This is a genomic window from Pseudomonas sp. P1_F7 (assembly GCF_056405655.1).
Genome location: NZ_JBFUBR010000023.1, coordinates 1 through 14,398, shown reverse-complemented (window position 1 = coordinate 14,398; position 14,398 = coordinate 1). Strand labels below are relative to the sequence as shown.

Here is a 14,398-nt window from a genome sequence, read left to right as displayed (position 1 = left end):
TGCCGTTTAATTCGCTCAAGGTCCAGTTACCGAGCAGAGCGAAGGGACAGTGTTGTTGTTACCCGATGTCTCGATCTGCCAGACAGACTTGGTGGCCATTGCGTGCGCAAGGGTCAAAGTGTTGTTCATGGGAGAACGATGTCATGACGAGTTACGGCAGCAAGCAATCATTACCCGCATGGAGTCAACGCGAACCTGGGCGCAATGGCCCGTTGGAGTTCGTCAAACCGGATGTCAGTACTGTAACGATGCCCGGAAACCCGCCAGGCCTGTTCCCTCGGGCTTCACTGGATGCCGGAATCCTGTTGCAGGTCACACCCTGGCCGACGCTTCCACCTATTGATGGTGAAATCGAAACCGTGACGCTTCAGATTGCACGGGCCGGCAGTGATGAATACGTAGATATTGCAATTGTCACCTACACCCACGGTACGTCGAATTTCCCTTTGCCGATCACCCTCCCGGCTGACTTTTTGTTGATGGATGAAAACGAGGGGGCATTCAAGATCCGCTATCTACATGTGAACTGGGCCGGGACACCTGCCGAGTCGGAGGATGTATTGGTCTTTATCGACAAGACCCCGCCTAACGGTACAACGGCACCTGGCAAGATTACATTTTCAATCACACCGCCTTTTACTGAGACCAATCTTGTCGGGTTGACCGATGTAGAGGGCACCATCCCCGCCTGGACCGGGGCTGCGGAAGGCGACAAGGTGGCCTTTGCCTGGATGAAGGACCGGTTGCCCGAAGACCCGAACGATATTGTTCCGATTGCCGTGGTCGAGTTGGGGGCAGATCGAAAGGTGAAGTTCCCGGTTGACCTGATTCGCTCACTGGGTGACGGCGGCTTCTGTGGTGGCTATACCATTTTTGACAAGGCGGGTAACCGCAGCAGGATTTCGTTGTATGACTTGATTCCCGTTGCACTCGGCACCCTTCCGCCAGTGCCCTATCCAGCACCGAGCGTGCCGGAAGCGGTCCCCAAAGGTTATGTCGATCGAAACGACGCGCTTCAGGGCGTTCACGTCGAGTTCGCCAGCATTCTGCATGCGAAGAGCACCGATGAGGTCGAGATCATCTGGAACGGGGTAGCGTTGGCATATCGCACGCCGATCGGTTCCAGCCCGGGTAATACCATCAGTATCGGAGTGAACTGGGAACACATGCGTGACCAGTACGGCGCCGCGACAGGGGCGGTTTCCACCCCCATTGCATACAAGTTATACCGCGGCATACTCGAACTGGGTGGTGCGTCCGCCACGGTGATGGTCAACTTCGAAACCACAGGCCCTGGCAACCCCGATCCGTGGCCTGGCAACCCGTCGCTGCTGCCGCTGGAAGTGTTTGGTCAGTCAAACGTTGCCAACAAATTGGTTGCCAGCGATGAGAACGAGCTCATCGAAGCGGTGATCGAACTGGTCGCTCCCATTGCCGATGACGACGAATATCAGGTGCTGTGGAATGGAGTGCCTATCGGCGATCCCTATGTGATTGATACCACCAGCGATACTGCCGGCGACAAGATCCGGATCGCACTGGATTGGGATGTGATCCGCCGGCAAGGCAACAATCCGAAAATGCCGGTGACGTACTCCTTGTCCAACCCTGCGATCGCCAATCCCCAAGAGCCAAAGAACCCGACCGAGGTTGAAATCGAGTTCCTGACGGTGAACTTGCTGCCTGCCGTGCCACAACATCTCGTCAGCGGCAGATTGACCTGTCTCTCGCTGCATACAGAAGACGACAAGATGGGCTTTCAGTATCTGATCGAGCCTAGCGATTATCTCAAGGAAGGGATGATGGTGGACGTCGAATGGAAGGCTTACACCACATACGCCGCTCCAGAATTGGTTGAGGGCGCTGGCAAGACAGCCACGTTGGGTCCGGTCACCGCCAAAGAGGCGACGGAGGGTTTGAAGTGGCTGATCGAGCCTTATGAAAAGCACCTGCTGCCGACCTGGGGAGGCCCCGCTGATCAGGCAGGCAAGGGCGAAGTGATCTACACACTAGTTGTCAACGGTGAACCCGTGCCATCGCCTGCGTCAGACACGATGGTGGTGCTCTCGGCGGGATCGGGAAGTTGTGTCATTCCGTAAAGCCAAAACAGGCAGAAACAAGCGCTCAGTGGTTCGTGTCGTGCGGCACGGACCACTGCCTTGATGTGACTGTGGGCGGCGAAACTGGCGGTAAAAAATCCTACAAGATCTTAAGGGAACTCCCGCATTTCAATCAGTTGTTACTGGATATTCTGCGCCGTCTTTGTAGGTCGGATCATCACAGCCTGTAGGGCTGATCCGGGTTTTCTTCGTCCAGAAATTATGGAGCCTGTTATGGCTGGCACGCGTTTGTTCACCTTGAGCCCCCTGTCTCGAATCTTGAGATTGTTATCCATCGCTCCGCTGATGTTACTCGGCGAGCATGCTGTATCAGCGACTCGCACGATCAATGCAACAACGCTCGGCATCGATGGCAGCGCTGCGTTTGACAGTTATCGATTGATCAACGCCGCCACATTGAATGCCGACGGCGCCCGCACACAAGATATTAGAGTCAGCAGCGGTTCCACCTTGAACCTGACCGGCAGTCAAGTGCAGGGCACTGGAACCAACAATGGCGTTCATCTGGATGCAGGCAACGCAACCATTACCGGCAGCGCTATCAGCAGCGACCGGATCGGCCTGGTGCTCAGCCATGATGCCGCCAACACTAAAGGCTCTACCGCGCAAGTGAGCGGTAGCACCATCACTGGCGGGCAAAACGGTGCGACGGTCAATGGCCTGAGCACACTGACACTGACCGGCAGCACGGTGACGGGGGGCAGCGCAGCGGGCTTGCGTTTGTTCAATGGCACGGTCAATGCCAATGACAGCACCATTGTAGGTGGCAAGAACGGCGTTCAAATCAACTTCGATCCGGCGGTTGATGCGCCCGGCACGCTGAATCTCAATGGCTCTCACGTCATCGGGCGTGACGGCTCGGCCATTATTGTCGATACCCTGAATGCGGGGAGCGTATCGGCCAATATCGCCGTACTCAATGGCTCGACCTTGACGGGCAGCAATGGCGTATTGATGGAAGTCGTCAGGGGCGCCGAAGGCAATCTGCGGGTAGGTAACAGTCATCTGGTGGGCGATATCGTTGCCGATGACAGCAGCACCGCCAATGTCACCCTGGAAAACTCCGCGACCCTGACCGGTCGCCTGGACAATGTGCAAAACCTGGCGGTCAACAGCGATGCCCGATGGGTGATGGTCGGCGATGGCAGTGTTGAAAACCTGGCCTTGAATGGCGGCGGCGTGCAGTTCGGCAACCCTGGGGAATTCTTCAAACTCTCTGTAGGAACCTTGTCGGGCGAGGGCGGTACGTTCTACATGCACCACGACTTCACCACCGGCCAGATCGACACCCTGACGGTCACCGGCAATGCCAGCGGCAACCATGTGATAGCGCTCGACAGCAGCGGCACTGAACCCTTGGCACCGGCATCGACTGCAGTCGTTCATATCGGCTCTGGGGATGCAACGTTCAAACTGGCGGGCGGTGCCGTCGACCTCGGTGCGTTTTCCTACGACCTGATCAAGCAGGGCAATAACGACTGGTTTTTGAATACGGCTACAAAAACCATCAGCCCGGGTACTCAATCGGTGATGGCGCTGTTCAATGCTGCGCCGACTGTCTGGTACGGTGAACTCAGCACGTTGCGCAGTCGCATGGGCGAAGTGCGCATGGACAGCGGCAAGGCCGGTGGCTGGATTCGGGCGTATGGCAACAAGTTCGATGTCAGCGCCAGTTCCGGTGTGGCCTACCAGCAAACCCAGCAGGGGGTGTCGTTCGGTGCCGATGCCCCCTTGCCGATGGGTGACGGTCAGTGGCTGGTGGGATTGCTGGGTGGTTATAGCAAGTCCGACCTGGACATGACCCGTGGCACCAGTGGCACGGTTGATAGCTACTACCTGGGCGCCTACACCACCTGGCTGGATGAGCCGAGCGGGTACTATTTCGACGGCGTGCTCAAGTTCAACCGCTTCCAGAATGAATCCGACGTTCGACTCAGCGACGGCACAAAAGCCAAAGGTGACTACAACAACAATGGTGTCGGTGCGTCGCTCGAATTCGGCCGGCATATCAAGTTGGCTGACGACTACTTCATCGAGCCTTATACCCAGCTGTCGGGTGTGGTCGTTCAGGGCGCCAGTTACGACCTGGACAACGGCCTGTCCGCGGAGGGCGATCGCGCACGCTCCTTGCTCGGCAAGGTCGGTGCCACGGCCGGACGCAATTTCAATCTGGGTGAAGGCAAAGTCGTGCAACCGTACCTGCGGGCTGCTTATGTGCACGAGTTCGCCAATAACAATGATGTCGAGGTCAACAACAACCCGTTCAATACCGATCTTTCCGGCTCCCGTGGTGAGCTGGGAGCCGGAGTCGCCATGACCCTGACCGACAAAGTCTCGGTGCACGCCGATTTTGATTACAGCAACGGCGACAAAATCGAGCAGCCTTGGGGTTTCAACGTTGGTGCGCGTTACAGCTGGTAATTGAACGTCTGCAGTGGCCAGCGATTACTGTCGAGTGCTGTCATTGATGACGGCACTCGGCGCTCCCGAAAACGGAGCTGAGTGTCGATTGCGCTCGGGGCTCTTTGACTCTGTGAGTCTCCAGCGCTTGTCACCCGGCGCAGGAGATTTCCATGTCATTAGAGCAAACCGTTGTGCCGCTGCCGCTACCTTTCACAGACCCGCCCCCCTTGAGCAATGTCGAGGGCGGGGAAACCAATCTGTTGCACCGAACGGCCTGGAGTGACCCGAACAATCCACTCAAGGTGTGTTTCGATCCATGGGAAAACTCGCAACCGTCCGAGAAGGATCCGGAGTCAATCCAGATCCTGCTCAACGGCGTTGAAATCGCTCGCAAGGAGTGGACGGCGCCCATCCACCCTGACGATCTCTATGTTGACATCAGTGCAGACAAGCTCCCCTCGGGTGTACACCGCCTTAGCTATATCGTGACGATCTGGAGTGGAACGCCCCATGAGTCGTATCCGGTAACCATCACCATCGATAAAACCCCGCCGACTCTTGCGACTCCCAGCATACTGATTTTCCCTTTTGAAGTCCGACCGCCCAATGAGTTGACTGCTTACTACCTTGAAGATGAAGACAAGGTACGGGCTGATATTCCCGCTTACAACGCCCCCAAGGTCGGTGACGTCATTACCTGGTATTGGGATCAGAGCTCCTCCGGAACAACCATCGGTGGCACCAAGGAGCTGACGGCACTGGACTACGATAAACCCTTGTTCATTGACATTGAGGGTGAATGGATTCGCAGTCAGGGAGATGGTGACCGTTTTGTCTGGTACACGGTGACCGACCGGGCGGGCAATCCGCCCAATGGTCAATCCGCTGTCGAGCGGCTGATTGTCAAGGCACAACCTGTCCCCCGCGTGTTACCCCCGCCGAAAGTGGTTGAAACCGGCGCTGCAGGTTGGCCGGCCAACGGGACGTTGAACCCCACCAATGCGGTCAATGGCGTCAAAGTCATATTGAATCCGGCGTCGGTCATCTACCCCGACGAGGTGCCTCAGGTGCGATGGGGCAACGAAGGCGAGTTGGGATATTACCTGGCTGACCCCGTCAGGCCGGGTGTCTGGGAGTATGAAATTCCCAAGCAATACATGGCGCCGCATTTTGGCAAGGCGATCCCCGTGGACTATATGTTCAGGGACAAGAAGGGCGAACTGCATGAGTCTGCCAAGTTTAACTTGACGGTCAGCCTGTATCCGAAGGACAGGCTTTCCGCTCCCCAGTTCGCTGAAGGCTCACCTCTGAGTCTGGCTTCGGTGCCTCCTGAGGGCGCCAGCATCACCATGATTGCATGGCCGTTTATCGCCGCCGGGCAGCAGGTGATAATCCGGGTTGAAGGGCAAGAGGATTCCACTGGGCAGTTCATCCATCAGGTCGTGTACGACAGGCATGAGGTGACTCCCACACAAGCTGCAGCAGGCATCATCAAGGGGCAGGCGCTGGTTGAAAAAGCCTTTCTATTGAAGATCAGGCTGAACACCAGTCTGAACGTAAAAGCCTATGTCAGTTTCGATAATGGCCAGACGTGGGAGGGAGCCGCCGATCCCAATCCGAATGTGCAGCACTTCCCGTGGTTACGACCAAAGCTCATACCTTGACGTTGAGGCGTCGCAAGCCCTGCAACAGGGCTTGCACGGTTTTATTGATAAGTGACGGTAAATCCAAGAGAGCCTTTGGCAACGCCGCCGCTGACATCGGCGCTGTCGTGGGTCTGATAGAAGCGTGCCGTGAATGGCAGCACTGTAGTGCCAACCGGGTTGATGGCCAGCAAGGGAACTTCAGTGCCGAGTGCGACTGGGGTGATACCGTCGTCACGCAGTATCTGAATACCCATGCCGTTCGCCGTCGAGCCCGTTCCCAAGGTAAATACACCGTTACTCCCATCACCTACCGGCGTTGAACCTTTTGCGCCGTCAAGGCGTATGTGTGCCGTGGCGACGTTGCCGCCAGCGGGGTCGGATTCACAATCACTCAAGGTAATGGTGAAGGGGGTGGGTGGGGTCGAAAAACCTATGTGGGTGAAGTCCGTGGAGGGCCATGTGCCCAGTTGCACGGGGTCGGCGCTCACCGGATTACTCAGTGCGGTGCATTGCGACTGAATGACCGTGCCGGAGAGGTCGTAATTGAGCACGGTATTGAGGCGTGTCAGGCTCCCGCTGAACAAACGGGTGCTGAATCTTTGCGGACCGGGTGCAATGGGGCCGGTTTTAACCAGCGTCACGTAGCTTTGCATTGCAGCCAGGGGGATCGCGGTAAAAATCGGATGATTGGCGTCGGCGGTGAAAGGCACCACTGGCGGGCCGATTGAGACAAATTCGTTTTCGAATTTGCCCTCGAATGGAAACCCAAGGCGGATACGGGCGCCGATGCCATTGTTGATGCCTGTGTTGAGGACCTTGCCATTGATGTCTTCGCCATTGAGCGGTGGCAATGTCCCTGGAAAAATCGGTGCGATCGGCGTCGCCTGGAATCTCAGGGTATCAGTGCCATCGTTGAAGCAACTGATCGTCAGGCCCTCGTTATTGTTGGTAAAGAAAAACTTGTCGAACGTACCGATGAGGCTCCCTGGCCTGGCATCACGGGGCACATAGACCGTGCCCGCATCAACGGTGAATGTCATTGTTCCGGATGCTGTCCCCCAGCGGCACCCGTTGGGGTCACCGGGTGCAGCTACAACTGATTGCGCCATTGCGCCGACAGACAGGGCGGTCAGCGCGGTCAAATGCCGTACCGTTGCGTTCATGTTCTGTTTCCTGAGTATGAGGGGGATATTGCTTTCATTTAGAGGCACGTCACTTCTTGCAGGCTGTAGCCCTGCGCCTTGTCCATCGTTTGAGGGTCAATGCTCAACTGACAGTGATGCTGGTCTTCGTCGCCCCAACGCACATCAAGTTGTTGCGGTTCGGCGCTGGTTGCCAGCATGACTTGACCGGCTTGCCCGACGACGCCGATGGCTTGTCCCTCACTGTTGATGATCTGCGCCCCGAAAGGCAGTGCAAGACCGGCGGCGGTCCGTGCGGTGATGATCAGTCGACTGATTTTGCGTGCTGCGAAGCTGGCCTTGACCACCGCACCGCGCCTTGGCACAACCTGGGTTGCACCATTGTCGATTTCCACTTCCGGGCCCAATTGGTCCGTCTCCAGTGCAATCTGATTGGCCCGGTAAGGCCGCAGGTACGGCACAAGCGCATAGCCGCGCTCATTGGTTTTTACGCCTGCGGCATTGGCGACCCCGACCCCGGCGATACCTGGTACTTCGACCAGCGCAGCGGTTTCACCCAGGTAGGGCCCCAGTTCAAGACCGTCGGCGTGGAGCAGCAACGCGCCGCTGGCATTGAGCGACAGGCTGCGGTAGTCCCTGCCTTGGGTCAGGCCTGCACCCAGGCTTCCCTGGGGAATCTGGTAGCCCAGGGCCAGCGATGCGGATTGTTGAGCCAGGTTATCGCTGGCCAGCGATGCCCGATAACTGAGGCGATGGTCATCGGCACTGCCGGTCAGGCTGGCGCGCTGGCTGAAGGTGTCACCGCTTTTTTGCAGATCAAACGTTGCTGAGCTGGAGTGACCGAAATCAAGGGGCATCGAAACGCTCAAGCCCAGTTGCCGGTCATTGCCATTGTTGCGGTCCATGAGCGACTGGCTGGCGAAAAGGTTGTAGCTGATGCTTCGATGGTGGGTGTTGAAATTGAATTGAAACTGCCGGCGCTCGTAGTCGCTGCGCCAGTAGTTTTCCTGGGACAGCGTCAGGCCGAGGGAGCTTTGCTTGCCGATGTTCTGGTAAATCGACGCTTCCAGCCGGCTGCGACGGCTGCCGTGAAACGCTGAATCACGACTGCGCTGGCGTACGGCCTCGTCAAAGTCACGGTAGCCTTCGGTCGAGTAGCGATACCCGGCGAAGCGCAGATTGGTGCGGCTCTGAAACGACTTTCCGTACTTGATCGCATAGCTCAAGCCTTGCGTCGACAGTGTGTCGGACGTATCAACGTCGGCGCTGGAATGAGTGACATCGAAAGCCAGTGCACCGATCGATCCCAGATCTTTCGCTACCCCGGCGTTGCCCGCCCGATAGAACTCGCTGGCCATAAGGCCGCCGTACAACGTGGTGCCCCAATCTGTGCCCATGGCCAGCGTTCCCTGCCAAAGCACGGGTTCTTCGAGGTCGGTTGCCGAGTTGTAGCGTCCGACACTGGCGCTGTATCGCCAGGTACCCTCGCGCAAGAGGTTGGTGAGGGTGGCGTAGGGTTGGGTAAAACGACGGACCTGCCCATCGGCTTCGGTCAGGACGATTTCCAGTTCACCGCTGCCGCCGGCGGTACTCAGGTCGTCGATCTCGTACGGGCCTGCGCTGACATAGGTGGAGTAAATCGGATAGCCATTCTGCAGCACCTCCAGCTTGGCCCGGCTCAGTGCCACGCCACGGATGATCGGCGCATAACCCTGCAAGACATCGGGCAGCATGCCTTGGTCGGAGCGCAGCACCACACCTTTGAGTGGCAGTGTCTTGAACGCATCGCCGGGGGTGGAGGTTTCACCTAGCGTCAGGTTGGCGTTCATCCCGGGCAGGTCGCGCTGGGCATACGCGTAGGCCCTGTTCCAGTGGCGTTGTCCCTGCTCATCCTGGCTCAGGCTCTGGTTGCTGCGCAGGCGCCACGGCCCCAGGTTGAGTCCACTGTTAAGGTACAGGTCCTGGCTGCTGGATTTGCCGGAATATTTGCTCGTGCCTTGTTGCGCCGAGGCTTGATAATTGATGAAGGCGGCATTGATGCCGTAATCCCAATGTTCGGGGTCTATCTGGCCAATCATGTCTCGGCGCATGACAATTTGCGGAATGGACACATCCAGCCGCAGGGCACTGCCATCGAGTTCGGTCCTGGCACTTGGGATTAGCGCCCCTAGGTCGACGCAGGTGTCTTGCAGCAGCTCCGGATCAGCCAGGCTGTCGAGGCGAACCCCGAACTCTTCCAGCAGTGGCGCGGACAGGCACGGAAGGAGCCGTTCTCCATCCGGGCTCAACTTGAACTCCAGTTCTCGACGACCGAAAAACCTTGAGTTGACCTGGATATCGACGGCGTACCGTCCTGGTCCTAGGTCTGAGCTGTTGGCGAGCGCCGCCAATGCCAGCGCACCTGCATCGGTGGCATGGGCAGGGCTTTGGCGCATGAAACCGGCTTGAAATTCGGCGCTCGGCGCGGCGTGTGCGAGCCTGACTTCCAGCAGTGCGGAGCTGCTGCCGAGGACAACCAACGGGACGAAACGCAGGCGACCAGCCGCCAGCCGATGTCCGGGTAAAAGACTCATAAACATAATCCTGACGAGGGAAGACAGTGGGCGGCGCCTCAAGGGCTCAGCTGGATGGGCAGGCGTAGAGGTGCGCTGAATCCGCCGTAGTCGTTGATCGCGGAGAACTCCACTAGCAGGCCTGAGCCGGCCTTGATATCGCTCAGCGGGTAGCGTTGACTGGCGAATGGCTCGACCATGGGGGCACTGGAAAGCTTCTGACTCTGACCATTGCCGCTCACGTCCAGGCGACTGAAAGAGACATGGAAGGGGGTCGGGTTGTGCACCTGAAGTTGCGCTTGACCATCGACTTGCCGGATCGACCATTGCAGGTCTTTCAGGTTGGCGAGCGGGCCGCCCTTGAGCTGAGCAGGTCGATAGAACAGTTTGATCCGGGTGCGCAGCGCGATGTTCAACACGTTGCCTTCAGTGGACTCGACCCGGGGAATTTCCTGCACGTTGAAGTAGAAGACCGACTCCCGATCCGTCGGCAAGTTGTTGGGCAGGCCGTTGATCTGCACTTGCTGCTGCTTGCCCGGATTGAGGCGAAACAACGGGGGCGAGGGCATGAAGGGGACCGCGGTGGTGGTATCGTCGGCGGCGGTGTTGACCCAGGTTTGTACGGCAAAGGTCTTGTCGCTCGGGTTGGCGACGATGACCGAAACACTTCGCTTGTCGCTGTCGAATACCACTCGGGTAGCGCTGATGGTCAGTGCCGCCTGACTGGCGGGTATATGGGCTGCCAGCATGAAAAAAGTGATGCAGGCGCCCAAGGCTGGTCGGCAAGCGACAGCCTGTTTGATAAAGCCAAACATGGGAGTAGTACCTTTGTACCCGGGTATAGAGCACGTACCCGGGCATTGCTATGGAGTGCCCCCGTCGGCGCGTTGCAAGCAATCCACCGACGGAGGCTGGGGCCAGGTATCAGTTCACGGCAACGCTGAACTGGATGCCTGCCGAGGCCGTGCCGGCGACCACGGCTGCCAGTGTGGAGCGATAGGTCGCGTTGAAACGCAGGTCCGTCGGGCGGTCAGCGTTAATCGGGTAATCGGCGCTTTCTACTCCGTTCTTCATCAGGTTGCCGATGCTGTCGCGCAGCGCAATGACAACACCTTTGGCGCCATTGCTAGTCGGTGTGACCGCAAAGTAGTCGCCGCTTGCATCGGGAGTGCCGCTGAACGTCACCTTGGCGACGTTAGGGTTGCTCGGGTCAAGTACGCAGCCGCTACCCCCATGGACGCGCAGGGCGAAACCTTTGCCGCCATATTCCTGACCGACGGCGGTGAAGCGGCTGGCCTCGACGTTGACCATAGTGACCAGGTTGCCGATGTTGCCGTCGCCCGGGTTGACCACGTCGATCGGGCAGGTGCTGTTGGTGATCATGCCTTCAAAGTTGATGATGCCCGGGTTGGCGAATGCCGAAGTGCCGGCGAAGCTGGCCGCCAGGCCCAGGGAAAGAGCCAGTAGAGATTTTTTCATGTCAATTGATCTTTTATTAATAACGTTGACCGGCTTACATGCTCGAGACTGTGCCGGGTGGCGTTGGAAGTTGAAGGAGAAAGCGTAGCGGTGTCTCGGCGGGGGGGATTTTAGGGAGCAGGGTGGGGTGGGGATATGAGAGAACTCTCAGTTGTAGTCGCCATGGAGTTTCAGGGTGGGAAGCTCCCATTAGTGCAACGGATTTGGTTGCACTAATGGAGAGAGTTTTTTTATTATTTTGTTTTTCCGCGGTAAGTTCCGCCAGCGCCATTGAAAACTTTATTAAAGGTCCCTGGTCTTTTAAATGCATTATGAGCCATCGTTTGTCTGATGGTCTCTGGCGCAAGTTCGGGGTCATTCGTTAGTTTAGTTACTAACTTGAAGTTCGGCTCGGGGGTCGGAGTGCGCGGTGGTTCGATGGATGTAGATGGTATAGGTTGTTCAAGTTGTAATTCGGCACGTGTTGGTTGCGTTTGCGTTTGCGTTGAAGCGGATACGCTGTTTCTGGGCGACATGTCGGTACTGGCATCCACCAAGCTGCGTCTACGCGATATACTGGCGCTGGTATTCATCATAGGTTCGCTGTATCTGCGTGGCATAGTAATATTGGTCGTGAAGTTGTTGTTGGTGACGTTGGTGACGTTGGTGACGCTGCTTGTTTCGGTCACTGCACTAGTAGTGACCATTTCACGGGTGACAGTGTCGTTGGTAGCGTATCGAGGCTTGGGTTTTTTTGCCATGCTTTTGAGTCCAGCCTTGAACAACCCTGAAAGCAAACCAATGAGCTGAAACCCCTGGGCGTTCTGTGCGTGTTTTGCTTTATCAGCAGCCGTACCGCTACCCGTCATGCCAACCCCGGACGACAATTCGCCCCACCCGGCCAAGACTTCCACGGGATTCATGGTGACAGCCCCAAATATCATTCCAGTGAGTCCGGAAAAAATATGGTTCACTCCGGGATCGCTGAAGAAGAAGTGTCCAGTCGGATCGATGAAGTTAACCGGATCCCCTGCGCAGTACATATAAGGATTGATCCCCCCGGCCCCGAACGGGCTGAAGGAGTCGGGGCTGTGAAAGCGCATCAAGCCAGGGTTGTAGGCGCGGTAGCCGCGTCCCAGCAAGTACCACTCTGTAATCTCTTCGCACACTTCTCCATTGAACGCCAGAAGGCTTTTCATTGTGCGTTCACTGTCGCGCACGCCATAGCTGCTGTAGGCGTCGGTACGCAATGTCGATTGCTGGGTTTCGCCGATTACACTTTTCTTGCCATCGGTCATCAACAGCAAGGTTTGTCCGGCATCGCCCGGCTGCTGCTGCCCCAATGGCTGACCTTGCCCAAACAGATATTGAATGTGTGTCTGATCCTGCACCGTGTCGCTGATCTGTTCGTTTTGATAGAAACGCAAGATTTCGCTCTGACCGGAGTGTTTGACCCCGAACAAATGGTTATGCGGATCATAACGGTAGTCCGTCATCAGACGCTCACCGGGCTCGCTGACAGCGATCAAACGCCCTTGGCTGTCATAAGACAGACGCCGACCTTGTTCATCGTTGAGCATATTGCCATTGGCGTCATAGCTGAATTCGGCGGTTTGCGGTATGTAAGAAGAATGAGAGTGCGTGACGCTTTTCAATTGGCAGGTGTCTTGGGTGTCATAGATAAATTCAGCCAGGTCACGACTACCGCCCTTGAACTGCGTGCGGCACAAGGTAATGTTGTCCAGTGCATCGAACACAAAGAGCTGTTCCGTCATTTCATTGCCATGGCGATCCTTGGGTAATTCATCTCCCGAGCAGTTATACAATTCCAGCCGGCCACGCTGGTCATAACCGAATTCTTCCAGCAACAAGCTGCGCCCATCTTCTGTTTGAAGATGTCGACTTTGTAAACGATCGTCGGCTTGCCAGGTCTGGCGCAGGATACGTGCCGGCTGGTCGCTTGGTCTCAGGGTGCGCAGGATTTCGCGGCCCAAATCATCGTAGTCCAGTTCGGTGGTCAGGCTGGTCTTGGCTGCCATGTCCTCTGAAGTGATACGTAGCAATCGGCCCAGCGTGTCGTACTCGAATTGGGCCCTTATGTAACCCTGGTCGATGGATTCGAGTCGGCCTGTGTCGGTTTCATAGAAGTACTGACAATCGATATCCTTGACATCATTGCGCAGCAGTTGGCGACCGTTCAAAGACTGGCGATAGCCCGTGCTCCAGGTATTACCGTCTACGGTCCAATGATGTGCTTTGACATTGCCTGAGCTGTCATAGTCGAATTCATGGCCGCCCAGGCTGTTGTTGGAGAAACGCAGATAAGCAGTTTTAGGGTCGTATTCGAAAGTCGACAGTTTGTCCTCTGGGGTTTCAATGCGGATTGGCTGTTCCGTCAGTCCGGGTGCGTAGAAATAGTCGATGCTCTGGCCTGCCGGCGTTATGCGTTTACTGACTTGAAGCTGACTGCCGGTATATTCGTACCGCTCGATACGTGGGCCCACTGTCAGCTGCCTGAGCCGTTCCAGGCCATCAAACGTCTGTGCGCCGGCCAGTACGGGTTTCAGATCTGCATCCACCGGGGTGATCTGCAGGTTAATAGGTAGCTCTGCGGTGCTGTGCAACGCATATTGGCGCTCCACAATCGTGTCGTCCGGCAATGTGCTCTTGATCATTCGGTCAAACACATCGTAGGCGTAGCGGGTGGTGCGGCTCAGGGCATCGGTCTCCTCGGTGCTGCGCCCCAGGCCATCGTATTGGTAATGATGTTCACTGAGCGGTTCGGCCTCCGGATCACCCGGCTCATCGTCCAAGGCATAACGCTTGACCCAGTCGGGCTTCTCGAACAGGTTGTTCTGCGTCACCGTTTTGCCCATGCCCTCGATCCAGGACGAGGTGGTCAGGCTGACCGGATCACTGAACTCGTTTTCCACGACGCCGTCCGGGCGCGTCACGCTGCACTGCTCGCCCCAGTCGTCGTAGGTGTACTGGCTGGTCAGCACCAGATCGTCCTCGGCGTCGGCGCTGCACCAGTCGAGCTCGGTGTCTTGCGTCAGTTGCCCGAGTGCGTTGTAGCT

8 protein-coding genes are annotated in these 14,398 nt (G+C 57.1%); 3 read left to right on the top strand and 5 right to left on the bottom strand.

Translation table 11 applies throughout. The features are described from left to right. Positions 1–143 precede the first annotated feature (143 nt). The 3 genes from AC1D1M_RS27490 to AC1D1M_RS27480 all read left to right on the top strand — a co-directional run bounded on the left by AC1D1M_RS27490 (position 144) and on the right by AC1D1M_RS27480 (position 6,187). Positions 144–2,099, top strand: a complete 1,956-nt coding sequence (locus AC1D1M_RS27490) for a hypothetical protein (protein WP_477778117.1) — start codon at positions 144–146, stop codon at positions 2,097–2,099. Between the two features lie 234 nt (positions 2,100–2,333). Further along, positions 2,334–4,541: an autotransporter outer membrane beta-barrel domain-containing protein gene (locus AC1D1M_RS27485; RefSeq protein ID WP_477778116.1), complete on the top strand. Its 2,208-nt coding sequence runs from the start codon at positions 2,334–2,336 to the stop codon at positions 4,539–4,541. Between the two features lie 152 nt (positions 4,542–4,693). Continuing rightward, complete coding sequence (locus AC1D1M_RS27480; RefSeq protein ID WP_477778115.1) at positions 4,694–6,187, top strand: hypothetical protein; 1,494 nt, start codon at positions 4,694–4,696, stop codon at positions 6,185–6,187. 41 nt (positions 6,188–6,228) lie between these two features. Here AC1D1M_RS27480 and AC1D1M_RS27475 read toward each other — a convergent pair whose 3' ends face one another. From AC1D1M_RS27475 to AC1D1M_RS27455, 5 genes are all read right to left on the bottom strand, one after another. Then, positions 6,229–7,332: a fimbrial protein gene (locus AC1D1M_RS27475; RefSeq protein ID WP_477778114.1), complete on the bottom strand. Its 1,104-nt coding sequence runs from the start codon at positions 7,330–7,332 to the stop codon at positions 6,229–6,231. 38 nt (positions 7,333–7,370) lie between these two features. After that, entirely contained in the window at positions 7,371–9,884 is a 2,514-nt protein-coding gene (locus AC1D1M_RS27470; RefSeq protein ID WP_477778113.1) for a fimbria/pilus outer membrane usher protein, read from the bottom strand. Between the two features lie 38 nt (positions 9,885–9,922). Then, positions 9,923–10,678 (bottom strand): fimbrial biogenesis chaperone, encoded by a 756-nt coding sequence (locus AC1D1M_RS27465; protein ID WP_477778112.1) that lies wholly within the window; start codon positions 10,676–10,678, stop codon positions 9,923–9,925. Between the two features lie 109 nt (positions 10,679–10,787). Beyond that, positions 10,788–11,342: a fimbrial protein gene (locus AC1D1M_RS27460; protein ID WP_477778111.1), complete on the bottom strand. Its 555-nt coding sequence runs from the start codon at positions 11,340–11,342 to the stop codon at positions 10,788–10,790. 233 nt (positions 11,343–11,575) lie between these two features. Then, positions 11,576–14,398, bottom strand: a 2,823-nt coding sequence (locus tag AC1D1M_RS27455) for an RHS repeat domain-containing protein (protein WP_477778110.1), incomplete at its 5' end; no start/stop codon positions are given.